Genomic DNA, 22,096 nt, shown 5'->3' with positions numbered 1-22,096 from the left:
TTTCAAAGTTAAATTAGCTTTTAGTGCTTTCTTCAGCCGCATCACGCTCGGCCCAATACTGATCTGAAACTGCTTCGTCATAGTCCCAATCTTCGTTGTAACCATATTCACGGGGATCCATCTCAGGCTTGGTAATTTGAAAAGCGAATTTTGAGTATTTACGCTTTTGCTCTTGGGATTGCTCATTCCAGTTGGGAGCGATATCACAGATCAACATCTCACCGTTTTGGATAATGTAAGTACCGCAGTTGCTTCCTGTATCCTCATCTGCATATTTAATTGAGATTTTCTCTTCGGGGAGTTTCTTTGATAAAGCGATAATTACAGGTTTTGGGTGTGACCATGCTGTTTTAAAGCGAACCTCAGAACCTTTGTTATTCTCTGGGTTTTGGCCATATGCATTCCACTTCGTGCCCCATGCAGTTCTTGCAAAGTCCATCATGTGGTAATGACCGTGATTTCGCTTGTTTCGCATCATCATGACGAACTGCTCAAAAGTTTCATCTGACATGTCCAAAGCGCTAGAGCGAAGCTGATTGACAAGTTGCATTCTGCCCAGCAACTCGTTGTCGCTTATCTTCTCTTTGCACATGAGCTGCGCCGCACTCTCTGCCACGCTACAAACTGAATCTGCATCATTGAGACTTAAGTCTTCGTGCCTTGGGATTGCACAATTAAAATCGATATAACCTTCCTCATTGAGCATTGATTCGATTACTTTTGGGCTTGCTTCAATAATGTTTGTTATATGATTAGGCATAATTCTGTCCTTAACTTATCTATTAATTGGCTTGATAGCTGGGGCTTTATAGCGTATCCAGCTCCCACGTTTCGCGGTGTAATGCAGCTAAATCCATATTGTCTTTATGTAGTTCTATGCGGCGCCGTGCATTGCATTGTCTGCGCTGGTCTTCCAAAATGAGAGCATCCCTCTTATTTGTAATTGCTTCGGCTTCTTCTGGGGTTTTTAAAAAGTTCATCTCATATTCCTTCATAATAAGAGGGGGCTAAGCCCTCCTCAGATTGGGATAAATTTATGCTGCCTGCGTACGCTCAAGTTGCTGTGTTAAGTGGCGAATGTAATCTTCAGCTTCACCTAGCTTAATATTCATAACCCTTAGCGCAGCGCTTTGTGCTAATTCACTTTCGGCAGGCCATTGGTCGTAGAATTTGTATTTGTAAATCGTGGTTTCGGCGCTTGTTGACTCTTCAACTGTATAATCATCATTTGCGGCTGGCGCTTGTTGTACGGCTACTTCTTCAAGTTGCAACGCTTGGTTACGCATTGCTGTTAGTTGTGAAATAGCGATAGAGACGGCTTGCTCAGCGGCAACTGCATCTGCAAAAAACTCTTCAGTAATTGGTTTGTTTTGAAGCTCAGTGATTTTTGCCGATATTTCGTCGCTGCTTTTTCCAATCATTTCGGTGGGTGCCAGCGCTATTTTGCCGACAGCTAATTGTTTTTCTAGTTCAGCTTGCTGTGCGGCTAGCTCTTCGCGCTGCTTTGTGTCTGCATGCATTTGCCACAGAGCCTGAATTGTTGATTCAACGGTTTCAATGGCTTCGTGAATTAACTCTTGATCGAAAACTGATGTATCAATTGAGTCCACAGCTTCGAGACAATCAGAAATTTCCTGTAGAGATGCGCCTTTGCAGCTATCAACAAACCCTTTTATTTGGGCTATTTCTGCGCGCTGCGCGTTGAGTAGGGCTTCACGCTCGCGCTTTTTCTTATCTTCAATCTCTTTACGTCTAGCTTGTTCGGCTTTATATGCGGAAACATAAGGGGTGTAAATATCACTCGCTTTAGCGATTAAGTCATCACCAGCTAACTTCAGCTGTTTTGCTAAGTCTTTTCTGCGAGTATCTAAGCTGGAAGTAAGCTTATTTGCTTCAATCTGGATTTGGCGCCCTTGCTTGTAGTTCTCATCAATAGTCATATCTGGAACTTTGCTTTTGGGGTACCGTCTTTTAAGCTCTTTAAGGCCTTGCTCAGTCAATTCGCTGCTAAATGCTAAAGTAGTTAAGTCTGTTGATTGCTGTGTCATCGTTACGCTCCTTGGATACGTGTGATTTGCTGTTGCTTGATTTGGTTAATTTGGTTTTCGCAATCTGAGTGATTAATAGATAAAGAGAGGCATAAGCCTTTTAATTCAGGTTTTATCTTCTTATATGCAAGCTCTAGAACTGTTTCGTTTTCAGCGGTTTCAAGTTGCTGTTTAAAGCTTGAAAACTTTTTCCTAAAGCCTTCTAGCTGCTCTTTTCGTTTGCGAGCAGCACTATCTTTGACTAGCTCTAATTGCTCTTTTCGGGCTTTGTTAACTTGGTCTTTCAGGTCTTTTCTACCCAATGCCTCTGCGTACTTGATTGCTTTTGTATAAGCTTCTCTTAGCTTTGTTTCTGTATCAGAGTTATTGATTTCTTGAATGTAAGGTTCAAAATCAGCTTGAGGTAGAGCCCAAGAGGGGAGTTCTGGGGTTTCCCATTGAGCCGCAAGATAAGTTGATTCGTTTTCGCTTGTGTCGTGCCTTACTAATACATAATTAGCGGTGCACTCAGATTTATCTGTTAGTAGCTGGCAGTTAATGTAATAAGGCTCGATAGCATATAGGTAACGGCCAATGCCAAATTGGACAGCTGCTCTTTTACCTGCGCCAGAGAGTGCGCCTTTTAATGCTTCTATTTCAGTAAGAGGGGCGCCATCCCACTTGGTAATCCACTGATCTTCAATCAGCAAACTCAGCCCGCACATTTGACCGCCTTTTACTTCGCGGAACTCATTACGCCACCCCGTCAAACCGAAGATGTCATCTAAACGCTGTTGCACAGCCCTTGCTGTAATGTAAGGGACTACTTTGACCCATATAGAACCATCTTTAGAGATAGTTTTATCTGTTACTAGAAACTCAACATCATGAGCCTCAAGTGGGTTACTTAGTAATTTTTGTATCTGTTTTGATTTAAGTGTCATGAATATACTCACTATTACTAAATTAAAAGCGCTTGTTATTAATTCCCGAATTACTCAACAACTGTGTTAGCATTTCGATTGCCAGAGACTGGTATTGATTTACGCTTTGTAATCTTTGTTGTAATCAATTTACTTTAAGGTGTTTTGGTTTGTCAAGTGATTACATTTATTTTGTATTTAAATTACTTTTAGATTTACAATTTGGTGATTTTGGTTATTATTAACCTGCTCGCTTAATAAGGAGAGACAATGAAAGAACTTAATAACGCACTAGGGCAGAATGTTATGTCGAGGAATTTAAAAGATGTAAAAGGTGGAACCAATGGTGCAGGCCTAGACCCTACCCAAGCCCAAGCTAGGAGCGTCATTAAACTACCAAGAGTAAAAGATAATCTAGGAGGATAAATGATAGGCACAGCCTTCGAAATTGGATTGCTTGAAATTAGTAAGCACATTGTGCTTGCTAGCTTTATTTTATGGTCTTTATATGTGGCTATATACAGGAGGTTGGACAGTCTTAGTTTGACTATGACAATTTCCATATTTGCTCTAATGGCCATGCATATGTTAACACCTTATTTGTATAAGCTGGCGCTCAAAGATGGGTTGGTGTTTAAGGCGATTTGGCACTTTTCATTTAGCTGCATCAATATACTGGTGATCTTGAGTGTAACCAAGTCTCATCAGGCTCTAAAATTGAAAATAGACCCGCTTACAATTGCAATCGGAGGCTGTTTCTTCTTAGCTACAATACTTCAAATGATCAGGTTTTTTGAGAAAGCCATTACAGAAACAAGCTTATTTGCAATTATTTACAGTGATGGAATACAATTGATTAACATAATGTTGACGATTGTATTCGCGGCGTGTATCTTTCGGGGAAGGAAAGTTACTTAGCCGCATTACAAATAAGGAGATGCAATGGCTTTACTTGAGTTTGGTTACTTATGCCTAGGAGTTCTGATTTCCTACTCTGCCCTTAAGGAGTTTGTTGGGCTGGTAAATTCGGCTAAAAAGCATAGTGACGACACTGATATGACAAATATCGCGAATATGGAATTTCACATGGCGCTAAAAAAATACTCAATACCGAGAGGTAAAGTACAAGAAGGTTCATTAGCTATGGAGGCGCTGCAACTAAAGTTTAGGGATGAATTTGAAAGCAAAAAATAAAAGCGCCTCTTGGCGCTTTTTATTAAAAAATTTATATTTGTATACTTTAAGCTGTAACCTTACTAGGTAATCTCTTTATTTTCTCATTTTTAATTCTATTGGCTTCAGCGTAAACGCTGTACACCTCTGCAATTCTATCAAGCTGTAATTTTTCAAGAGTATTAAAAAGATTGATAATTTCCGCATCTGGTAATTTGTCCAGCCTTACCAGAGCCTGCAGCGCCTCTACCAAGCTATCCGTATCTAGGTGATGGGGATCAGCTTGAACGTGCTCCTCCTCGCCCATCAATGAGATTACTGAAACCCCAAGGTGTTCAGCAAGGCTAGCTAGTTGGTCAGGAGTAATCTTATTCCTACCACTGAAATAGTGACTAACTGCACTTGCGCTTTTCACGTCAAAAACACTCACTAAGTCTTTCTGGTATACTTTTTGGGCCTTCATAAGCTCTTGTGCTTTAGCTGCCCACGCTGGAATTTTCATCTCAAACCTAAGTTTTCACTATGTTACAACCAATATTACACATAACGTGTAATCAATTCAATTGAATTACATCCAAAGTGACAATGTTTGCTAACTTGAACACTTATGATTGATAATCTTTAGTAAATCATTTACAGTGTAAATTACAAAATGTAAATTGAGGTGCGAGATGAACCTAAAGGATTGGATAAAACAGAATCCCGAAAAGCTGAACACCCTATGTGAAGCAACAGGGAAGGCCGAGGCTACTATTCGAAGTTATGCATTTGGTTATAGAAGAGTACCTGAAGCTGTAGCTCAAGTGATAGCAAGGCATACCGAGAATGCAGTCTCAGTGTGCGACGCTCAAAGGAAGTATAGTGAGCGGGCGCAAAAACACTCGGCTTTTGCGCTTGTTAAACTTACTGGGAATAAAACGAGCAAGCCGCTTGCAAAGGTTCGGGTTGACCAACCTCAAAGCGACAAGTGTGACTTTGTAAGTTCAGTTATGAGGCTGGTTTCATAGGTGCGCAATGAATAAACAAGTATTAATAGAAGCATTAAATAACCATGGTTTTATACGTTTCTTTAAAACGTCCAGCGGTGGTTTTGATCCGACTGACTATCCACTGTTAGCGCAAGATGAAATTTATCACCTATGGGTGTGTAGTGATGCAGAATTTCTAGCGTCGCAAGAAAAGCACTGTACAGAAGGGGAGCGCGCGCAGCGCCTTCTTGAAAGCCGCAATTTAGCACGAGAAAAGCTATGGCGTTATTTCATCGCGTATACAAATACAAAGCTACCTGGTTCTGCTGTAGCGCATGAACTTGCTTCACAAATAAAACCATGGTCAGCAAGTTCGCAAGAACTGGTGCGCGTTTTTCATTCGGGTGTTGAAACCCTCAGCTCTAACTGTACCCAGCAATAACTTAATTGATGGGTACAGTTGCTCTTTGGATCCGTACCCACACTTTTCAGGAGTGAAATAAAGGAATGTATATTAATTTAAATACAGATGAACTGAGTCAGAAGTTAAAAGGCTTAGCTAATGCGTGTGAAAAACTCAATGATTGCTGTGACAAGCTTAAGTTCAACAAAGGCGTGGCGGAAGCGCAGCTCTATTTTCACAAGGCTGCGCAAACTGCTAATCCACAATACCGCGATATTTTTTATTCAAAGTCCAAGAAGATCGCTCTCGCTCTACAGCGAAAGATAAATCTTCAAGTGACATTGAATTAACTTGTGCGGGTAACCAGTTATGCTTTTGCATAAGATAGTATTTAACAGACTCTATACCGTCTTGAGTAAGCCAAGTGTAACCTTCTTGCACGGCAAGGTCGCGACCAAACATTTCCAGCAAAAAATTAAGTCCCGCTTGGGCTTTATACATCATGTATGCGGCTTTTGCGCTTTCCAAATCAAGATCTCTGTCTTCAATAGACATAAATTTACTCCTTTAAGGTTGATTAAGCATTGTGCTCGAAATGCATCATATCAGCCTCACAAGGAGCTTTCTAACCAAATAAGGAACTCAAATGTTTGAAAATTTATATGAACAACACCCCGGGCATAGGCCGGGTAAAAAGCAATGTAAGCAAAATAGTGCCGGAGGCAATTGTAAGACCTGTCGGTGTGAGCTGGAAAAATCAGAAAATAAAAAGCCTAGATAAAACAAAACCCGCAAACTTTGGCGAGGGCGCGGGTTTCGAATCTTCAACAGGAATGATTATGACACAAGTAGACCAAAAATCAAACAGGGGTGGTTTATGAGTAGAATTGCCACTGACTGGGCTTGGCGGCAAGAGCTAAGCACCTCAACACAAAAACTTCTCTTGCTCTCATTTGCTGATAGAGCCGATGAGGATCATTGCTGCTGGCCCAGCATTGCAAGATTAGTAAAAGACACAGGATTAAATGAGAAGACGGTTGGCTCCAATATTAAGAAGCTAGAGACTCTCGGTTTAATTAAGGACACAGGTAAGCGTAAAGGCTCTACAGGCAAAGTGAAGGTTTACCGCATAATAGGTATTGAAGAAGGTGAAAAACCTAATACATCCAAAAGCGGGGGTATTGGTAATTCTACCCCTGTAGAGGCCCATATAAACCAGGGCGTTCAGCAAGGGGTAAAAGCTAATACCCCCAAAAGCGGATGTATTGCTAATTCCAATACCCCCAATAACGGATCGGTGAATACCCCCGAAATTGGATCTTTGAATACCCCCGAAAACGGATCTCAGAACCAGTCATTAGAACCACCCAAAGAACCATTAAAAAATAAATCAAAAAATTCTCTCGATTATTCGATATGGCCAGAACAACCGAGCGAGCAAGTTCGCAAGGACTGGGAAGCGTCACGCAAAGCGAACAAGGTTCCCGTAACACAGACGATAATCGCTTATTACAAAAAACAAATCACTATCGCGACTGAGCAGGGTTTGACTGTTGATGAATGCTTATCTGAGTGGGTAGTAAGGGGCTGGCAGCGGTTTAAATATGAATGGGTAAGTCCTGAGCTTAAAGAGCTTGGCTTGCAGCGCTTGAGAGAGAAACAAAGCGGCCACCAATCTTCGTTCGCAGCTTCTGGTGTGATCAGCGAATACTCGACTAGAAAAGAGGTTGGTGAGGCCATGGTTGCTGGCTATCAATTTTCAAGCCTACCTCAAAATCACAAAGATGACCTGCTTAAAGAGTGGCGAGCGGGTCGTTTGCGCATTGATTTAATCAATGCTTTAGAGCGACAAAACATAGCCCTATAGGTGAAGGAATATGGCAATAAAAACTCAGAAAGATCGATTACAAGCAATCATAACTGGTGATAAGTACTGGACTCTTGAGGAGGTATGTGACGAAAGTAGGCGCCGATTTAAAAAGACAGATACACCGGCTGCGATGTCAGCAAGATGGCGAAACGTTCATGAGAGCCCATTTTTAACCAAGCATAAAAGAGTTAGAAAAGGCACATCAAGGCTCTATGAATATCGCATTCAAGTAAAGGAAGCTGCAAATTCAGATCAGGAGGTTGCATGAATCTATTGGCATCACAAGTAATTCGGATAGCGCGTAAGCGTGCAGGGTTAACTCAAGCTGAAGCTGCTGAACACTATGGTGTTGAAGAAAGAACTCTTAGGCGCTGGGAAAATAAAGAGAGTAACCCCGATTTCAGAGATGTTGTCGGTGTAGTAGAGGGGTTGGGTCAGGACTTTCTAGACGTATGCAAAGAGGCACGTGGCTTTAATGGAAATTAAGCTTATGCGCACAATTAATGGGTTTATGCCTGTTGATGAGCAAGACAAAGAGGTAGCGCGCACTGTTAAGGTTGGCGATGTTGTTCGTTGTAACTTGGTTCGGCCTAGAAACATCTATTTTCATAAAAAATATATGTCACTTTTAAAGATGGCGTTTGACCACTTCACGCCAAAGCCTATCGAACACAACGGCCGAACACTTATACCGCTAAAGAATTTTGATGAATTTAGAAAGTGGGTGGCTGTAAAGGCTGGGTATTATGAGGTGATTGGCTACCCAGATAGCTCTGTAAGGGTTCGTGCAAAGTCGATAGCGTTTCACAAAATGGAAGAGGACGAGTTTCAGGGTCTCTATTCAAGATCAATAGATGCACTCCTTCAGCATGTACTAAGTAGCTACAAATCATATGACGAAGTAGAAGAAACAGTAAATAAGGTAATGAATTACGCATGAGTTTAAAAAGTAAAAAACTAAGGAATAGTGCAAAGGGTCAAGAGTGCCAAGTTCGTATACCAGGTGTATGCAATGGAAACCCTGAAACTGTCGTACTTGCTCACGTTGGCAAAGGCTCTGGTATGGGTCAAAAGTGCGATGACATTCACGCGACTTTCTGTTGTAGCGCTTGTCATGATGAAATCGACCGTCGGACACGCAAGCATAGCTTAGATTTTGTAGAGCAATGCGCATACGAAGGCATGGTTAGAACTCAGTGCATTTGGCTTGAGCAAGACTTAATAAAGGTGGCTTGATGTCACTCCAAAGTTCTTACTACCTGTATTGAAATAGTTCAGATATTATATTTAAGTTTTCCAAGGAGCTGATAAATGAAAAACTTAGAAAAGAGCAAATTTTTCCGAGAGCTACATGAGGTTTTAACCCCATCAGAGCCAGTAAAGTCTATTGAGCATCTATATGGTAGGGAAGCTGAGATAGATAATATTGAAGAGGCGATGTATGCACCAGGCAGGCATTGCTTTATTTATGGGGAGCGAGGCGTTGGAAAGTCATCTCTAGCATATTCTGTTGCAAATACCATCCAAAGTAGTGATAAGCCATACCTGACGATTAATTGTGATAAAGATTCTACGTTTGTTTCCATCATAAAGCAGATAGTGCGAAAAATAGAGACTTCAATTAATAATAAAAGCTCTTTGTCATCACAAAAACTTGGTGTGTCGGTTGCGGGCCTGAAATATGAGAAAACAAGTACCGAGCTTGAAAGAACCTCTAATTTGGCTGATAGCGTCACTGATGTAATTAGCGCTGTTGATGTTTTGAATAATCTTGCTGCAATTTATTCAGACAATACCATTGTTGTTGTCGATGAATTTGACACGGTAGGGGCAAGTGAAGAGCGCGAGCGTTTTGGGGTTCTTCTGAAGCATCTTAGTAATGAAGGTGCTTCCGTTCGCTTTATATTTACAGGGATTGCTGAGTCACTTGAAGAGTTAATGGGTGGCCATTTATCCAGCAGTAGGCAAATTCACCAAGTCATTTTAGAGCCGCTTCATTGGAATGGTAGGTTTGAGATTATTGATCGGGCTTTCGACCATTTTGGTGTGAAATTACATGAAGATATTCGCTTAAGAATAGCGGGCTTAAGTGATGGATACCCTCACTACATACATCTTATTTGTGAAAAAATCCTAGTTGAATTGAGAAGGAGTGGTGTCGATGAAGTTTCATTTGAAATTTTCCTCCGCTCTTTAGATCACGCTATAGACACAATTGTCCACGACGAAAAGAAACCTTATGACAAAGCTACGCTTGGAAGGCAAGAGCAGTACCATCATATTTTATGGGCTCTGGCAGATTCAGCAGACACAATCAGAAGCTTAGAGCACGTAGCTTTTTCTTATAACGAAGTTTGTGAATGCCTAGGTGTTGAGCCGATCAATAATGCTGAATTGAAAGACGAGCTAAAGAAATTAAAGCGCCCTTCGTTTGGTGCAATAGTTGATACAGGCCTTAAAGGCAGGCCCAAATGGTACAAATTTCGGGAGTCGATTACAAAGGGCTTGGTGAGAATGTTTGCTGAGCGACGAGGTGTGAAATTAGATTTTCAGCGTCTTTTTACTGCCGACCAAACCACTGCAACAGCAAAATCAAGTAATCTCATTTATAGACCTCTTAACAGAGTGGAAAAAGAAGTTGCCCGCATGCGTGGAGAGGTTTGATTTGAGGGGCTTTGAAATACTAAAGCTAGCTCGGCTATATCAAGGTTACACGCAAGAAGATATAGCGAGACTGTACGGTGTTAGTCGAAGAAGGTATCAAAGATGGGAAAAGGGCCACGTCCCAATCCCATATGATGATTTAACAAGCATCGTCAAAGATATATGCAAATTAGATCCAATGAAAATTGCGGAGGTGTCCAATGTCTAACATAAAGCAAGTAAGAAGAGATTTGAGGCAGTGGGGTAACTTCTGGGCATCGAAACAAGAGGTTCAGGGGTATTCAAATAAGTCCAATGTGCAAAAAATAAAAGAATGCTGCGATTTGGGCGGTACCAACTTTAGTTCTGATTTACATTTACACTCTCACGGTTCAAGCGGGATATATACCCCTGAGCATATCGAATCACTGACTAAGCGAATTAATCAACTCAATGATTATGAGCGCTTAGCGTTGATCGGTAAATATATTAAAAAGCTCCACTTGATAAACCTTGTTTCATGGGCCGGATTCCCGAATAAGAGCAGTGCTGAACTGTGGCTTTTAAAGGCCGAGCAAGCCCTGCTATAAACATCACTTTCCTACCCAACCTTTTATTTGCATAATAACCTTTAATTTACATTTGAATTATAAGGAAAATTGCAAATGCTATCTGAAAAAGAGTTAGAAGACTTTATATTTGAAGCCGCAGAAAAAGATCATGAAGAGTTATCAAATAGGGGGCTTTTTATGCCCGATTCACCTAAGTTTTATAGGCAAGTAAAGTTAGGTGATTACGGTATTGCTGACATCATTGCTATTGGCAGATGTAAGGAAACTGACAAGTTAGAGGTTTTTATTTATGAGCTCAAGAAAGAAAAAGTAAGTGTAAGGGACTTACCTCAAATATCTATGTACATGGGTGGGGTTTATATGTGGTTAAGGGGGCAATATAGTCAAGAAGAATATACTATGATAGGGGTTTTATTGGCCCCATCTGTTGACTATGAAAATCTACTCTTTGGAAATGTGACTGATAAGGTTTTCTTTATGGAAATTAAATATGAAGCATTCAACGGGGTTCGATTTATCCCCCATCATTATAATGGCTACGCGAAAAACTACTGTAAAAGCGTCGATATAGAAATCCCACCTCCTACCGACAAAAAAGATGAAGGCAAGGCCGAAGCTGATGAAAGTTCCGAACAAACAGATAAAAACGAACAGGATAATGCAGCTTAACTATCATGATTTATTTTTGGTGGATGAATGCGCCACATATGGCGCTTCATGCACTAAAACTGGCCTTTTTTTATCCCTTAAATCTGGCATAATTTAAATACACTCGCGAGAGTTATATAAAAACAAACCTTATATATAAACCCCGTTATCAAGTGGGGTTTTTTATTGGTGATATATGCAAGATATTAGATGTACTTGCGGCAAGCTACTTTGCAGATTAGAAGTAGGCAAAGTGGAGATTAAATGCCCCCACTGTAAAACAACTACAACCGCAGAACGCCAAGAGCGTCACGACCCCAAGGTGACGCATGACAGACATAAAACTCATTAATGGCGACTGTGTAGAAGAAAGCAAAAACATTCCAGATAGCACGGTTGATTTGGTCCTAACAGATCCCCCATACCTTATTGGCGCCAGCAGTATTGGTAAGCCATCACGCGTAGGTTCGTGGGCTGATTGGATGAATGTAACGCACTTCTATAAGTCATGGTTTGAACAGGCAAAGCGCATACTGAAAGACACCGGCTATTTAGTCTCTTTCTGCAATTGGCGCTCTATGCCAGTAATAACCAAGACACTTGCTGACTTAGGTTTATCGATAACTTCTGTTCTAGTTTGGGATAAGCAATGCTTAGGCACTGGGCCAAAGAAAGCCCTCAGACCACGATACGAATTAGCCGTGTTCGTGGGCATGAAAGATGCCGTTATTCCTAACCGCTCTCTTTCCGATATATGGCAATGCAAACGAGTAGCGCCACAAAACAGAGCGACAGATCATCCAGCAGAAAAGCCAGTCGAGTTATTTAAAAAACTGATATGCGAAACAACAACTGAAAATGCATTGGTTGTAGATATGTTTACAGGAAGCGGAACGGCGGCGGTGGCATGTAGAGAAACAGGACGTAACTTTATTGGATTTGAACTTGACCCGCACTGGTACAACGCAGCGCTAAACAGGTTAAAGCAAGAACCAGAGTAATTAAGAGGCTTTCCTTTGAGTCAATGAGTGCGCATGGATGCGGCTCCTTTTCTTTCATGAATATAAACATATGCAGGATTAAACATGTCTATGAATTGCATAGAACAGATAAAAGCACATGAAGGCTACAGACAGCTCCCTTACCACTGCACAGGTAAAAAGCTAACTATAGGCTATGGCTTTAATTTAGAAAGCGGTGGTATCAGCAAAGAAGAAGCCGAGCTGATTCTCTCTATGCGCATAGAAGGTATTCGAATGCGATTAGCTAACGCTGTTCCATGGTACGCAAACATGGTACCGGCTAGGCAGGCTGTATTTATCAATATGACATATCAAATGGGCTTCAATGGGTTTAAGGGTTTTAAACGAATGCTCAAACATGCGCAATTGTGTGATTATGAATTAGCAGCTAACGAAATGCTTAATAGCTTGTGGGCGAAACAAACACCAGAACGAGCCAAAGCGCTGGCACTACAAATGGAATCGGGGGAGTGGCAATAGTGACCTGGTTATCAAATATCTTTTCAGTTGCAACAAAAGAACCCCTTCAAGCAGTAAGCAATATTATAGATGAGCTATACATCAGTGAAGAAGAAGTGCTTGAGCAGCAGGCAATTAAAACACGACTTCTCAACAAGCAAAGAGAGATACAAGCGCACATTAATTCAGTGCAAGCATCGCATCGCAGTCGGTTCGTAGCTGGAGCAAGACCATTCTTAATGTGGGTATGTGGTCTCGGCTTTCTATTCGCTTTTGTTATTAATCCAATACTGCAATGGTTATTACCTGGCATTGGCGCGCCAGTATTGCCGCTAGATGTAATGCTTGAATTAACCCTTGGCATGTTAGGTCTTGCAGGTCTTCGTACTATAGAAAAGATAAAGGGAGTAACTAAATGAATGGGCAATGGCACATGAAAAAAGAAATCAATGTAGCTCATATCATTACAACAATAACTCTACTGGTATCTTGTCTGTGGTTTCTATCTGACATGGATAAGCGCATAACAACAAACACAACACAGATAGTGCATATACAAGAGCAGCGAAAGGAAGATCTAGCGCGAGTGGAAAAGCGACTGGATTCAATAGAGCGGAAGTTAGACAAGCTAATAAGCAACTCATCAAAGTGAAACATTATGAGCTCGGGGACCCTAGAGAGTTGGAGATCAACCACGGGGAGCAACCTCGCGGTTTTTAAATAATTTTCGGTTTTGCATGGGCCGCCACCACCTTTACCAGTTAGGTGGTTAGTCAATTGATTTTAATAAATATTAAGGTGGCGAAATGAGTAAAAAGTTAGCTTTGCGTCACTTAAACATCAGCCAAATGTCCGGCATGTTTGATTTGTCTCGAAAGACGATTAGGGACCGCTTGATTGCATCAAGCGTTCACCCCTCACAGCGTATAGCGGGGGTGAATGTCTACGATATGCGTAAAGCTGGACCAGCAATTTTTAAATCTGCATGAGCAACATATCCAACATAGGTGATTCAAATGCATGGAATATCACGCGACTAGCTGAAGCATTTGGGCTGCATCGAGAAACTGTTAGAAAGCGATTGCGCAGTAGTAAAGTGAAACCGTCAGGCAAGCGTGCTGGTGTAGATGTTTATGCGTTAGTTGATGTTGGCCCTGCTCTGTTTTCAAGTGAGCGAAATACAGGTGATGATGATTTCCTCAACCCTTCAAAAATGCTCCCAAAAGATAGAAAAGACTATTTTCAATCAGAGCGAGAAAGACTGAAGTTTGAAGAGGAAATTGGTGAGCTAATCCCTGATAGCGATTATAGAAAAGACTTGTATTTCTCTCTCAGTGTTGTAGTTAATTTTTTCGATAATCTCCCAGATAAAATGGAAAGGACCGGCCTGTTCACACCAGAACAATTAGAGTTGCTGGAGAAAGAGGGGGATAAATGTCGCGATGAGATGTACAACAAGCTAATTGAGATAACACCAGATGAGTAGTTACGCTAGAGCTAGCCATACTCGGGTAAATGTAGCGGAGATCGTAAAGCCCCCGAATCGTGAGCCGTTATCGCAAAGCGCAAGGCGCTTACTATATGTTGAGCTTGGAAACGCCATGGTTCCATGGGATGGAGATTTAACTCCCTATATGGCAGAACCAATGGATACATTGAAGTCTCGCCGATATACCTCAACAATATTTGTAGGTCCAGCTAGGACAGCAAAATCGGTGTCGCTAGTGGATGCGTGGGTTATGGATACTATCGTAAATGATCCAGCTGATTTTTTACTTGTTCAGATAAGTAAAGAAAAAGCCGCAGAGCATAGTCAAAAGCGGTTAGATAGAGGGTTTAATGCTAGTCCCGAGGTGCGCGCCGCGTTATCTCCACGAGCGCATGATAACAATATCCATAGCAAGTTTTTCAAAGCTGGTAACTTTCTAAAAATTGGATGGCCTAGTAAAAATATATTTGCCTCATCTACTTACAAGAGAGTAGCAATAACCGATTACGATCGAATTCCGCTTAATGTTGGGGGTGATGGCTCTACATATTTCCAAGCATCAAAACGGACGCAGTCCTTTATGTCTTCAGGCATGACAATGGCCGAAAGCTCTCCGGGTTTTTATGTTACAGACTCAACGTATCGAGTAAGTTCGCCGCATGAGGCGCCGCCAACACCCGGTATTCTTTCACTCTATAACTTAGGTGATAGACGCTTATTCTTTTGGCAATGCCCAGAGTGTGGTGATCACTTTGAGCCCGAGTTCAAATTGCTCACATGGGATGAAGAGATACAAGATCCCGGAAAAGCATCCAAAGAGGTTTTTTTGGCCTGCCCTCATTGCGGTGCAATGCATCAAGAAAAGAAGCCATTAGAGCGCGGTAAATCCCTAAAGTGGTGCCTCAACAAAAGAGGGGTATGGGTGCCTGAGGGGTGTGCGGTAGACCAAAACGGGCAGCTACACGGCGAGCGTAAAGACACTCATATAGCTAGCTTTTGGCAAAAAGGTCCGACAGCAGCTTTCCAAACATGGAATGAGCTAGTTTATAAGTACCTTGCGGCAATGCAGGTATATGAATCAACAGGTGAAATGCATGACCTGCAAACAACGGTTAATACAGACCAAGGCCTGCCATTTTTACCACCAAAAGACCAAGATCGTAGTGCGAATGAGCTTATGGACCGCCGACGAGATTATGGCTGTAAAGAGGTACCAGAAGAGGTGCGGTTTTTAACAGCCTCGGTAGATATTCAGGGCGGTAAAAAGGCGCGTTTTGAGGTTATGGTGCTGGGTTGGGGTGAAGATTTACAAAGTACCGTCATTGATAGATTTAATATTGAAAAGTCAAAACGACAAAATCCTGAAAAACCAGATAAATTCGTAAGGGTAAAACCTAGCGCCTATTTGGAAGATTGGGACCTTGTTACTGAAAAGGTGATCAAAAAAAACTACCCGCTTGCCGACGGCTCAGGTCGCTATATGCCGATATTGCATACCGCGTGCGACTCAGGTGGTGAGGATGGTGTCACTGATATGGCTTATCAATACTATCGAAAATTAAAAAAGAGCAGGCTATCAAGGCGCTTTATGCTAGTTAAAGGTCGAGATGGTAAGGGTGGTAAAGACACCGCAGTGATAGAAAAAAGCCATCCTGACAACACTAAACGGAAAGATCGAAAAGCCAAAGCACTTGGCGACGTTCCAGTTTACTTATTGCTAACAGACAAAATCAAAGACACTGTACAGAACGCATTGTCACGTGATGATGTAGGCCCGAGATACATCCATTTTCCCGACTGGCTACCTGAATCATTTTTCGACGAATTAACCGTTGAGGAGCGTGGTGCAGACGGTAAGTGGAAGAAGCCACACGCTCATGCACGCAACGAGGCGTTTGACCTGTTTGTGTATTGCTGGGCGATTATTTACGAGCGCAAAGCTGACCGTATTACAGACTGGCAAAACCCACCACCGTGGGCCTTACCGCAAGACTGTAATCCCGAGTTACTGAGCGTTGAGCATCAACCCGTCACGCCAGTGCGGCGTAGGCGTAGACGAACGAGTGTGTAATGGCATTATCTCAAAATGATTTAGATGAGCTTGATTCAGCCATTGCCAGCGCTGAATTGAGCGTCGAAATTGACGGCAAAAAAGTAGTCTATCGTTCAATAGGTGATTTAAAAACAGCCCGCCGTCATATTGCTAATGTGCTGGCGAAAAAAGCGGGCCGTAAATCTGGCCCGTATGGCCCTGCGATGGTCACGCGTTTATCTCGGAGGTTTTAATTATGCAAGGCAAAATCATTGGCCTAGATGGTGAGCCGATAATCAAAGCCAGTAGCGCTTATGAAGCCGCAGGTCGCCGTGTAAATAGTCAAATCCATGCGCCGTCAATGGGGCCAAATCGCGCCATTGCGTCAGCGGGTAATACCCTGCGCAATCGCACTCGACACGGTTATCGCAACTCGCTATTACTGCGCAGTGCCATAAATAAAAATGTCACCAGTGAAGTGGGACGTGGGTTTACTTTACTTTCAACCTGCAAAGACACCGAATTTAAAAAAGACATTAACGCGCTTTGGAAAGTAACCAGCAAGCAGCTCGATCCTTGGGGTAACTTCAATTTTGGTGCAATCTTGAAAATTGCCGTTCAAGCACGCAAAACGGCGGGCGAGGTATTTGTCAGGCGCATTAATCGGCGCATTAACTCAGGCTTAAAAGTGCCCGTACAGGTTGAGCTTTACGAGTCTGAAATGTGCCCGGTGAACTTTAATCGTCGGCTCAGTAAGAGCAAGCGCATTGTACAGGGCGTTGAATTTCATGGTCGTGTAAAAGTTGCTTACTGGTTTTATCGCTCACACCCACAAGACGGGCTAGAGTCAGCCAGTTTACACGACCTAGAACGCGTCTCTGCGCGTGATGTTATACATCATTACTTTCCGTCTCGGCCAAGCCAAGTACGTGCCGAGGTCGAAACCGCCGCCGCCCTTGAAAAAGACCGCGACTTCAAAGAATACGATGCGGCCGAACTGACCCGGAAAAAAGAACGCTCAGCGTTCACAGGTTTTTTATATCGTGAAGACATAGGTGAAGAAGACGAGTACTGTTCAGCCACAGGGCGCCCCTTATTCGATGATGGCGAGTCAGGCGGGTATGACTCTGTTGAGCGACTAGAGGCGGGTACGATGTTGCGCGGTGTACCAGGTGAAAGGCTTGAGTTATTTGATGGGGATAACACAGGTCAAGGGTATAAAGATTGGGTGCGCTGGCAATCACTCATGCTGGCCGCAGGTCAAGACATACCTCATGCGCTATTAACGGGTGATTGGTCGGGCTTAAACGATCGCTTAGTGCGGGCGTTTATGAACGAGTACCGACGAGATATCAGTTTTGCGCAAACCAATTTGTCAGGCTTTCAACTGGCGCTCGGCATCTGGCGCTGGTTTGTTGAAACTGCAATCGCTACAGGGGTGGTGAGTGCGCCAAATTATAATCTCGATCAATGGTTTTATTTAGCGCTTGATATACGTCCTGATGCGTTTAAGCACTTACACCCAGAGCAAGATATTAATGCCCGTATGAAAGCTGTTAACTCACAGCACTCTAACCTCGAAAGTGAAGCTGCAGAGTACGGACAAGATCTGACCGAAAACATGGAACGCAATGCCGAGGCAATTGCTGAATGGCAGAGCATTTGTGAAAAGCACAATATAAACCCAACCGAGTTAACTGGCTTATTTGCACAACCAAACGGAGGTCAATCAGAGTGAAAAAGCAACTAGCACTCAACTATTTAATGGCAAGGCCGTGGGCAATTGACCAAAGCACACTTAGCGCCATAGGTGATATTGCTGCCCGTGATGACACCGACTTTGAGGGTTTTAAGTTATCAGAAATTAACGCTGTAACTGCTAAAGCAGGTAAGCAAGTATCGCCTATTATGGAAATGCGTGAGGGAGGGGTGGCGCTTATCCAAGTAAAAGGGGTGATCAGTCGCTATGCCAGCATGTTTGATGACGTTTGCGGAGGTATCTCAACCGAGGCGCTAGGTAAAAACTTCAATAAAGCATTAAACGATACGCAAGTGAGCGGGATTGTCATGAATTTCGACTCTCCCGGCGGCGATGCCAACGGCATACACGAAATCGCTGAAATGATTTATAACGCTCGCGGTAAAAAACCCATTATCGGCTATGTCGGCGGCACTGGTGCGTCAGCAATTTATTGGATAGCCAGTGCGTGTGACGAGTTAGTAATTGACGCTACAGCAATGCTTGGCTCGGTCGGTGTTGTCATGACCCTAGAGCGCATTAAGCCAGACGAAAACAACAAGCGCGAACGGCTCGAAATTGTCTCAAGCCAAAGCCCAAACAAACGACAAGATGCGTTTAGCGATGAGGGCAAAGCTGCCAATCAAAAAGTTGTCGATCAGCTCGGAGAAGTATTCATAAATCGTGTCGCACGCAATATGAATGTCTCAACCGATCATGTGCTCACGCATTTTGGTCAGGGCGGACTTTTAGTCGGTCAAGAGGCTGTCAACAAAAAAATGGCCTCACGCCTTGGCTCACTTGAAAGTGTGATCAGTGAATTAAGAAACAAAAAAGGTAAACATACTATGTCTGGTAATACAGCAGCCTCAGAAGGAAACGCCGAGTTTAACTTGGTATTACCCAATGCCGAGCAAATGAGCGCCACCGCTTTGCTTGCTACATTAACTGAAAATCGCCCTGACGTGATTGAAGCAATCAACCCGCCTCAGAAGATGGCCCTTGATGCGGCCGCTGATGTAGTGAAGTTATGCGCTGATGCAAGCTTGCCAGCACTGACCGCAACTCTATTAACTAAAGGAGTAACGATGGATCAAGTCAAAGCGCAAATTGACGCTGCTAAAGAGCTAAAAGACACGCTCGCTGCGTCGGGTTTGTCGGGCAGCTTTGACGCACTGATGGCAGACCTTAGTAATCCCGCCAAATTGGTGGGGACTGCCATCCATGAGACCCGAGCCGAGTCAGATGAAAATGCTGACAATTCTCGCGTCGTCATCGACAAAGAGAAAAAGACCTCCGGACTCAACACCGCCAAAATCTACGAAAGCCGCAAATAAGCGGTTTCTTTCGTCCTTAAAAAATTAAAAGGTTAGATCATGACTGTAGAAACAATGAAACCAAATGCGAGCGCTCATGTCGCCGTAGAGGTTGATGGGCTATCACGCGACGCAATTACCGTGGTGGGTGGTCCGTATAACTCAGGCACAGTGCTGGGCGAGAAAGCTGACGGCACATTCACGCAATTAGACTTGGCCGTAGATGCCAACGAGGTGAATGTCGCCAAAGCGGTGCTGTTAGGCCATGTTGAAACAACAGCAGCGACGCAAACCCTCGGCCACGTTCGCGTGTGTGCGCTCTATGATGCGTATTTAATTTGGCCTGACGGTATCACTGAACAGCAAAAAATCGACGCTACTGCCGAACTGGCAAAATCACACGTTGTCTTGCGTTAATCGCAAGCCACTTGAGCAAATTAAAAGAGTAAGAGAGACAATACTATGGAAGTTCAAGCAGCCTTAGAGTCGGGTAAGTTCACTATAACTGAGCTTACAGCGGCAATTAATGAAGTGGATGCACCAAAAACTCGCCTTGCTGAGTTAAAGCTTTTTGAAGAGAAGGGTATAGCAACAACAGACGTCGATATTGAATACAAAGATGGTCAAATTCAGCTAGTGCAAGACGTACCGCGTGGCGCAGATGGTCAGCCACTCGATGATCCAAACAGAAAAATCGTATCGTTTAAAGCCGTGCATTTACCTGTCCTCGCCGCCGTATTTGCAGATGATATTCAAAATACCCGCGCTTTTGGTCAGACTGACGAGCTTGAGACTTTGCAAACGGTGATCAATGAAAAGCTGGAAATTTCACGCTCGAGCCTAGACATTACCATTGAATATCTGCGCTTTGGTGCGGTGTTCGGCAAAGTGCTGGGTAAAAATGGCTCGGTCATCGTTGATTTATTCGATAAATTTAGCATTAAAAAAGCCGATGGTGAAAACACTATTGATTTTAACAAGCCATTAGCGACGCAATTGCTGAATGTAAAGCGCAGCTCTGAGAAGTATCAAAAGGGGATGAAAGCCACAGCTTATGTGAATTTGTGCCGCCCTGAATTTTTCGACCAGTTGCTTGAAAACCCTGATTTTGTCAAAGCTTTTGAGCGTCAAAATAACGGTGCGCAATTGCGTGAAGATATGCGCTCGGGCGTGTACTGGCAGGGCCAGTGGTGGGAAGAATACAACGAAAGCTGGCCGAACGATAAAGATCCAATGCCAGCCGAATACGGTGCGGTATGTATTCCAATTGGTAAGCGCAATCTGTTTTTAACGCGCTTTGCACCAGCGGATTATAACGCAACAGTCAATACCATTGGTTTGCCGTATTATACCAACTCAGAGCCTAAAAAGATGGACAAAGGCGTTGATTTAGAATCGCAATCGAACCCAATCAACGTGTGTACCAGCCCACTGGCGGTGCGTCGAATTAAGTTCACACCTAAAACGACGTAATCATGAGTAGGCTCTACAAAATCGAGCAACGACTAAGCCGAACGGTCCTCAAGACGTTCGGCGAATCTCTCGTGCTCAATACGCAGCATTCAGAACCCCTTCAATTTACGGGGGTTTTTGATGATAACGAAATCCTTTTAGATGGTTTTGAGACGTTTGGTTATGTTGTTTCTGTACCTGTAGCAAATTGGTCGGGTAAATATCCCAAAAGCGGTAAGTCATCAATAACTCGATTGAAAACGAACAACGAACATAAAGTTTATAAATCTACTGTTCGAGGTTCAGCTCTTCTCATTTACATTGTTGGATAAATCATGGACCTATCAGCGCAAGTTCAGCGACTTGAAAAGCGATTAAGCACGCTCAATGACAAGCAAGCAAAGTTTGCGCGAAATAGGGCCATTGGTCGCAGTTCTAAGCGTTTAGCTACATTAGTGAGTCGTGAAACGGCAAAAGCTGAACGTTTAAAAGTGGGATTAATTAAAAAGAAAATCCGCATTAGTCAGTTAAAAAAGAAAGGTATGGCCGTGGTGGTCATAGGCCGAACAGCAATACCCGCTATACATATTGGTGCAGCTCGCAGCCAAGTGAAAAAGCGCCGAGGTAAAATGTTGGTCAGTCAATCAAGGCGAGATAGCAAAGGCCGCTTTGCCAAGCGTGAACACGCAGGCAATACCGCCATTCGCGTTGGTCGCCATGTTTTCAATAATGCCTTTTTGCAGCGTTTAGAGTCTGGTCGCTGGCATATTTTGCAGCGCAAATCAGATAAGCGCTATCCGATTGATTTAGCCAAAGTTCCCGTCGAGCAATCAATCAACGCCGCCGCCAATAAACACAGCAAACACATCATTGACGAGTATCTGCCGCAGCTACTTATCAAAGACATGAATTACCGCATAAACAAGTTGATTAAATCCGCATGATAAATAAACAAGTGAGAGACGCTTTGCGCAGTGTGTTGATTGGCATTGAGGTCGATGGCACGCCGCTCTTTGATGAAGATAGCGTGTATGCACATAGGCATACCATCGGCAGCGACGAAAGCGAAACTTTACCCGCCGCCTGTATTTACGTTGAGTCTGGCGAGGTTGAAACCAAGCGCAGCATAGAAGAAGACGACGTTGATTTTGTTGTCGAGATTTACGACAAAGCGGTGCTAAGTATTGATGACCGACTTGATGAATTAATGGGCATTATTCGGCCTGTTATTAAAGCCAATCGCATGCTGAATGGTTTAGTCGATTACAGCAAATTGACCGCATACAAATATGAATCTGACGAATCGAACACTATCGGCGTTTTAACATTGAATTTAGTTGCAACCATAGAGCAATAGGAGT

Annotated in this window: 34 protein-coding genes; 28 read left to right on the top strand and 6 right to left on the bottom strand. The window is 43.1% G+C overall.

The window, feature by feature from the left end; genetic code table 11:
• Window positions 1–13: 13 nt before the first annotated feature.
• Genes L1077_RS21750 through L1077_RS21735 form a run of 4 tightly spaced genes read right to left on the bottom strand, consistent with a single transcriptional unit; the run spans window position 14 to window position 2,971 of the window.
• Window positions 14–760 carry a hypothetical protein gene (locus L1077_RS21750; protein WP_237138974.1) on the bottom strand — a complete coding sequence of 249 codons (747 nt, stop codon included), beginning with the start codon at window positions 758–760 and terminating at the stop codon, window positions 14–16.
• A 46-nt stretch (window positions 761–806) separates the two neighbouring features.
• Entirely contained in the window at window positions 807–980 is a 174-nt protein-coding gene (locus tag L1077_RS21745) for a hypothetical protein (protein WP_237138973.1), read from the bottom strand.
• Window positions 981–1,034: 54 nt separating this feature from the next.
• On the bottom strand, window positions 1,035–2,048 hold the full coding sequence (locus L1077_RS21740) for a DUF1351 domain-containing protein (protein ID WP_237138972.1): 1,014 nt from the start codon (window positions 2,046–2,048) through the stop codon (window positions 1,035–1,037).
• Between the two features lie 2 nt (window positions 2,049–2,050).
• The gene (locus L1077_RS21735; protein ID WP_237138971.1) at window positions 2,051–2,971 is read right to left on the bottom strand and encodes a Rad52/Rad22 family DNA repair protein; all 921 of its coding nucleotides are present in this window, start codon (window positions 2,969–2,971) and stop codon (window positions 2,051–2,053) included.
• A gap of 249 nt (window positions 2,972–3,220) precedes the next feature.
• Between L1077_RS21735 and L1077_RS21730 the strand changes: the two genes are divergently transcribed.
• On the top strand, window positions 3,221–3,376 hold the full coding sequence (locus L1077_RS21730; protein WP_237138970.1) for a hypothetical protein: 156 nt from the start codon (window positions 3,221–3,223) through the stop codon (window positions 3,374–3,376).
• A gap of 516 nt (window positions 3,377–3,892) precedes the next feature.
• Window positions 3,893–4,144 (top strand): hypothetical protein, encoded by a 252-nt coding sequence (locus tag L1077_RS21725; protein ID WP_237138969.1) that lies wholly within the window; start codon window positions 3,893–3,895, stop codon window positions 4,142–4,144.
• 46 nt (window positions 4,145–4,190) lie between these two features.
• Here L1077_RS21725 and L1077_RS21720 read toward each other — a convergent pair whose 3' ends face one another.
• Entirely contained in the window at window positions 4,191–4,625 is a 435-nt protein-coding gene (locus tag L1077_RS21720) for a helix-turn-helix domain-containing protein (protein WP_237138968.1), read from the bottom strand.
• Window positions 4,626–4,794: 169 nt separating this feature from the next.
• On the opposite strand from L1077_RS21720, the gene L1077_RS21715 reads away from it, so the two are divergent.
• Window positions 4,795–5,130, top strand: coding sequence for a hypothetical protein (locus tag L1077_RS21715; RefSeq protein ID WP_237138967.1), 336 nt, complete (start codon window positions 4,795–4,797; stop codon window positions 5,128–5,130).
• A 7-nt stretch (window positions 5,131–5,137) separates the two neighbouring features.
• On the top strand, window positions 5,138–5,533 hold the full coding sequence (locus L1077_RS21710) for a hypothetical protein (RefSeq protein ID WP_237138966.1): 396 nt from the start codon (window positions 5,138–5,140) through the stop codon (window positions 5,531–5,533).
• A gap of 216 nt (window positions 5,534–5,749) precedes the next feature.
• On the opposite strand, the gene L1077_RS21705 is transcribed toward L1077_RS21710, so the two are convergent.
• Entirely contained in the window at window positions 5,750–6,049 is a 300-nt protein-coding gene (locus tag L1077_RS21705; protein ID WP_237138965.1) for a hypothetical protein, read from the bottom strand.
• Between the two features lie 95 nt (window positions 6,050–6,144).
• Between L1077_RS21705 and L1077_RS21700 the strand changes: the two genes are divergently transcribed.
• The 24 genes from L1077_RS21700 to L1077_RS21585 all read left to right on the top strand — a co-directional run bounded on the left by L1077_RS21700 (window position 6,145) and on the right by L1077_RS21585 (window position 22,092).
• A complete protein-coding gene (locus tag L1077_RS21700; RefSeq protein ID WP_237138964.1) occupies window positions 6,145–6,375 on the top strand; it encodes a hypothetical protein in 231 nt (76 codons plus the stop codon).
• Window positions 6,372–7,361: a helix-turn-helix domain-containing protein gene (locus tag L1077_RS21695; RefSeq protein ID WP_237138963.1), complete on the top strand. Its 990-nt coding sequence runs from the start codon at window positions 6,372–6,374 to the stop codon at window positions 7,359–7,361. The genes L1077_RS21700 and L1077_RS21695 overlap by 4 nt, the downstream gene beginning before the upstream one ends.
• Before the next feature lie 10 nt (window positions 7,362–7,371).
• Window positions 7,372–7,632, top strand: coding sequence for a hypothetical protein (locus tag L1077_RS21690; protein ID WP_237138962.1), 261 nt, complete (start codon window positions 7,372–7,374; stop codon window positions 7,630–7,632).
• Window positions 7,629–7,850: a helix-turn-helix domain-containing protein gene (locus L1077_RS21685; RefSeq protein ID WP_237138961.1), complete on the top strand. Its 222-nt coding sequence runs from the start codon at window positions 7,629–7,631 to the stop codon at window positions 7,848–7,850. The genes L1077_RS21690 and L1077_RS21685 overlap by 4 nt, the downstream gene beginning before the upstream one ends.
• Window positions 7,851–7,854: 4 nt before the next feature.
• Complete coding sequence (locus tag L1077_RS21680) at window positions 7,855–8,304, top strand: DUF1367 family protein (RefSeq protein ID WP_237138960.1); 450 nt, start codon at window positions 7,855–7,857, stop codon at window positions 8,302–8,304.
• A complete protein-coding gene (locus L1077_RS21675; RefSeq protein WP_237138959.1) occupies window positions 8,301–8,600 on the top strand; it encodes a DUF1364 domain-containing protein in 300 nt (99 codons plus the stop codon). The genes L1077_RS21680 and L1077_RS21675 overlap by 4 nt, the downstream gene beginning before the upstream one ends.
• A 75-nt stretch (window positions 8,601–8,675) precedes the next feature.
• Window positions 8,676–10,028: an AAA family ATPase gene (locus L1077_RS21670; RefSeq protein ID WP_237138958.1), complete on the top strand. Its 1,353-nt coding sequence runs from the start codon at window positions 8,676–8,678 to the stop codon at window positions 10,026–10,028.
• Window positions 10,015–10,236, top strand: a complete 222-nt coding sequence (locus L1077_RS21665) for a helix-turn-helix domain-containing protein (RefSeq protein WP_237139011.1) — start codon at window positions 10,015–10,017, stop codon at window positions 10,234–10,236. The genes L1077_RS21670 and L1077_RS21665 overlap by 14 nt, the downstream gene beginning before the upstream one ends.
• The gene (locus L1077_RS21660; protein ID WP_237138957.1) at window positions 10,229–10,597 is read left to right on the top strand and encodes a hypothetical protein; all 369 of its coding nucleotides are present in this window, start codon (window positions 10,229–10,231) and stop codon (window positions 10,595–10,597) included. The genes L1077_RS21665 and L1077_RS21660 overlap by 8 nt, the downstream gene beginning before the upstream one ends.
• A gap of 75 nt (window positions 10,598–10,672) precedes the next feature.
• A complete protein-coding gene (locus L1077_RS21655; RefSeq protein ID WP_237138956.1) occupies window positions 10,673–11,248 on the top strand; it encodes a hypothetical protein in 576 nt (191 codons plus the stop codon).
• Window positions 11,249–11,556: 308 nt separating this feature from the next.
• Window positions 11,557–12,228: a DNA-methyltransferase gene (locus L1077_RS21650; protein WP_237138955.1), complete on the top strand. Its 672-nt coding sequence runs from the start codon at window positions 11,557–11,559 to the stop codon at window positions 12,226–12,228.
• A gap of 84 nt (window positions 12,229–12,312) precedes the next feature.
• Entirely contained in the window at window positions 12,313–12,729 is a 417-nt protein-coding gene (locus L1077_RS21645; protein ID WP_237138954.1) for a glycoside hydrolase family protein, read from the top strand.
• The gene (locus L1077_RS21640; RefSeq protein ID WP_237138953.1) at window positions 12,729–13,127 is read left to right on the top strand and encodes a 3TM-type holin; all 399 of its coding nucleotides are present in this window, start codon (window positions 12,729–12,731) and stop codon (window positions 13,125–13,127) included. The genes L1077_RS21645 and L1077_RS21640 overlap by 1 nt, the downstream gene beginning before the upstream one ends.
• Window positions 13,128–13,514: 387 nt before the next feature.
• On the top strand, window positions 13,515–13,697 hold the full coding sequence (locus L1077_RS21635) for a hypothetical protein (protein ID WP_237138952.1): 183 nt from the start codon (window positions 13,515–13,517) through the stop codon (window positions 13,695–13,697).
• Window positions 13,694–14,194, top strand: a complete 501-nt coding sequence (locus L1077_RS21630; RefSeq protein WP_237138951.1) for a DUF1441 family protein — start codon at window positions 13,694–13,696, stop codon at window positions 14,192–14,194. The genes L1077_RS21635 and L1077_RS21630 overlap by 4 nt, the downstream gene beginning before the upstream one ends.
• Window positions 14,187–16,268: a phage terminase large subunit family protein gene (locus L1077_RS21625; protein ID WP_237138950.1), complete on the top strand. Its 2,082-nt coding sequence runs from the start codon at window positions 14,187–14,189 to the stop codon at window positions 16,266–16,268. The genes L1077_RS21630 and L1077_RS21625 overlap by 8 nt, the downstream gene beginning before the upstream one ends.
• Entirely contained in the window at window positions 16,268–16,483 is a 216-nt protein-coding gene (locus tag L1077_RS21620; RefSeq protein WP_237138949.1) for a phage head-tail joining protein, read from the top strand. Before L1077_RS21625 ends, L1077_RS21620 begins: the two co-directional genes overlap by 1 nt.
• Before the next feature lie 2 nt (window positions 16,484–16,485).
• Window positions 16,486–17,967 (top strand): phage portal protein, encoded by a 1,482-nt coding sequence (locus L1077_RS21615; protein ID WP_237138948.1) that lies wholly within the window; start codon window positions 16,486–16,488, stop codon window positions 17,965–17,967.
• On the top strand, window positions 17,964–19,304 hold the full coding sequence (locus L1077_RS21610) for a S49 family peptidase (protein WP_237138947.1): 1,341 nt from the start codon (window positions 17,964–17,966) through the stop codon (window positions 19,302–19,304). The genes L1077_RS21615 and L1077_RS21610 overlap by 4 nt, the downstream gene beginning before the upstream one ends.
• A gap of 39 nt (window positions 19,305–19,343) precedes the next feature.
• Window positions 19,344–19,700, top strand: coding sequence for a head decoration protein (locus tag L1077_RS21605; protein ID WP_237138946.1), 357 nt, complete (start codon window positions 19,344–19,346; stop codon window positions 19,698–19,700).
• Between the two features lie 45 nt (window positions 19,701–19,745).
• Window positions 19,746–20,756 (top strand): major capsid protein, encoded by a 1,011-nt coding sequence (locus L1077_RS21600; RefSeq protein WP_237138945.1) that lies wholly within the window; start codon window positions 19,746–19,748, stop codon window positions 20,754–20,756.
• A 2-nt stretch (window positions 20,757–20,758) separates the two neighbouring features.
• On the top strand, window positions 20,759–21,067 hold the full coding sequence (locus tag L1077_RS21595) for a hypothetical protein (protein WP_237138944.1): 309 nt from the start codon (window positions 20,759–20,761) through the stop codon (window positions 21,065–21,067).
• A gap of 3 nt (window positions 21,068–21,070) precedes the next feature.
• A complete protein-coding gene (locus L1077_RS21590) occupies window positions 21,071–21,679 on the top strand; it encodes a phage tail protein (RefSeq protein WP_237138943.1) in 609 nt (202 codons plus the stop codon).
• Entirely contained in the window at window positions 21,676–22,092 is a 417-nt protein-coding gene (locus L1077_RS21585; protein WP_237138942.1) for a hypothetical protein, read from the top strand. Before L1077_RS21590 ends, L1077_RS21585 begins: the two co-directional genes overlap by 4 nt.
• Window positions 22,093–22,096 lie beyond the last annotated feature (4 nt).

Origin of the sequence: Pseudoalteromonas luteoviolacea (genome assembly GCF_021654285.1) — a bacterium.
Taxonomy (GTDB): domain Bacteria; phylum Pseudomonadota; class Gammaproteobacteria; order Enterobacterales; family Alteromonadaceae; genus Pseudoalteromonas; species Pseudoalteromonas luteoviolacea_J.
This window is presented reverse-complemented; position numbering and strand designations above follow the sequence as displayed.

Excerpts from the sequence above, each read along its gene's own strand:
- L1077_RS21750 (WP_237138974.1), bottom strand. The coding sequence starts at position 760 with ATGCCTAATCATATAACAAACATTATTGAAGCAAGCCCAAAAGTAATC.
- L1077_RS21745 (WP_237138973.1), bottom strand. The coding sequence starts at position 980 with ATGAACTTTTTAAAAACCCCAGAAGAAGCCGAAGCAATTACAAATAAG.
- L1077_RS21740 (WP_237138972.1), bottom strand. The coding sequence starts at position 2,048 with ATGACACAGCAATCAACAGACTTAACTACTTTAGCATTTAGCAGCGAA.
- L1077_RS21735 (WP_237138971.1), bottom strand. The coding sequence starts at position 2,971 with ATGACACTTAAATCAAAACAGATACAAAAATTACTAAGTAACCCACTT.
- L1077_RS21730 (WP_237138970.1), top strand. The coding sequence starts at position 3,221 with ATGAAAGAACTTAATAACGCACTAGGGCAGAATGTTATGTCGAGGAAT.
- L1077_RS21725 (WP_237138969.1), top strand. The coding sequence starts at position 3,893 with ATGGCTTTACTTGAGTTTGGTTACTTATGCCTAGGAGTTCTGATTTCC.
- L1077_RS21720 (WP_237138968.1), bottom strand. The coding sequence starts at position 4,625 with ATGAAAATTCCAGCGTGGGCAGCTAAAGCACAAGAGCTTATGAAGGCC.
- L1077_RS21715 (WP_237138967.1), top strand. The coding sequence starts at position 4,795 with ATGAACCTAAAGGATTGGATAAAACAGAATCCCGAAAAGCTGAACACC.
- L1077_RS21710 (WP_237138966.1), top strand. The coding sequence starts at position 5,138 with ATGAATAAACAAGTATTAATAGAAGCATTAAATAACCATGGTTTTATA.
- L1077_RS21705 (WP_237138965.1), bottom strand. The coding sequence starts at position 6,049 with ATGTCTATTGAAGACAGAGATCTTGATTTGGAAAGCGCAAAAGCCGCA.
- L1077_RS21695 (WP_237138963.1), top strand. The coding sequence starts at position 6,372 with ATGAGTAGAATTGCCACTGACTGGGCTTGGCGGCAAGAGCTAAGCACC.
- L1077_RS21690 (WP_237138962.1), top strand. The coding sequence starts at position 7,372 with ATGGCAATAAAAACTCAGAAAGATCGATTACAAGCAATCATAACTGGT.
- L1077_RS21685 (WP_237138961.1), top strand. The coding sequence starts at position 7,629 with ATGAATCTATTGGCATCACAAGTAATTCGGATAGCGCGTAAGCGTGCA.
- L1077_RS21680 (WP_237138960.1), top strand. The coding sequence starts at position 7,855 with ATGCGCACAATTAATGGGTTTATGCCTGTTGATGAGCAAGACAAAGAG.
- L1077_RS21675 (WP_237138959.1), top strand. The coding sequence starts at position 8,301 with ATGAGTTTAAAAAGTAAAAAACTAAGGAATAGTGCAAAGGGTCAAGAG.
- L1077_RS21670 (WP_237138958.1), top strand. The coding sequence starts at position 8,676 with ATGAAAAACTTAGAAAAGAGCAAATTTTTCCGAGAGCTACATGAGGTT.
- L1077_RS21660 (WP_237138957.1), top strand. The coding sequence starts at position 10,229 with ATGTCTAACATAAAGCAAGTAAGAAGAGATTTGAGGCAGTGGGGTAAC.
- L1077_RS21655 (WP_237138956.1), top strand. The coding sequence starts at position 10,673 with ATGCTATCTGAAAAAGAGTTAGAAGACTTTATATTTGAAGCCGCAGAA.
- L1077_RS21650 (WP_237138955.1), top strand. The coding sequence starts at position 11,557 with ATGACAGACATAAAACTCATTAATGGCGACTGTGTAGAAGAAAGCAAA.
- L1077_RS21645 (WP_237138954.1), top strand. The coding sequence starts at position 12,313 with ATGTCTATGAATTGCATAGAACAGATAAAAGCACATGAAGGCTACAGA.
- L1077_RS21635 (WP_237138952.1), top strand. The coding sequence starts at position 13,515 with ATGAGTAAAAAGTTAGCTTTGCGTCACTTAAACATCAGCCAAATGTCC.
- L1077_RS21630 (WP_237138951.1), top strand. The coding sequence starts at position 13,694 with ATGAGCAACATATCCAACATAGGTGATTCAAATGCATGGAATATCACG.
- L1077_RS21625 (WP_237138950.1), top strand. The coding sequence starts at position 14,187 with ATGAGTAGTTACGCTAGAGCTAGCCATACTCGGGTAAATGTAGCGGAG.
- L1077_RS21620 (WP_237138949.1), top strand. The coding sequence starts at position 16,268 with ATGGCATTATCTCAAAATGATTTAGATGAGCTTGATTCAGCCATTGCC.
- L1077_RS21615 (WP_237138948.1), top strand. The coding sequence starts at position 16,486 with ATGCAAGGCAAAATCATTGGCCTAGATGGTGAGCCGATAATCAAAGCC.
- L1077_RS21605 (WP_237138946.1), top strand. The coding sequence starts at position 19,344 with ATGACTGTAGAAACAATGAAACCAAATGCGAGCGCTCATGTCGCCGTA.
- L1077_RS21600 (WP_237138945.1), top strand. The coding sequence starts at position 19,746 with ATGGAAGTTCAAGCAGCCTTAGAGTCGGGTAAGTTCACTATAACTGAG.
- L1077_RS21595 (WP_237138944.1), top strand. The coding sequence starts at position 20,759 with ATGAGTAGGCTCTACAAAATCGAGCAACGACTAAGCCGAACGGTCCTC.
- L1077_RS21590 (WP_237138943.1), top strand. The coding sequence starts at position 21,071 with ATGGACCTATCAGCGCAAGTTCAGCGACTTGAAAAGCGATTAAGCACG.
- L1077_RS21585 (WP_237138942.1), top strand. The coding sequence starts at position 21,676 with ATGATAAATAAACAAGTGAGAGACGCTTTGCGCAGTGTGTTGATTGGC.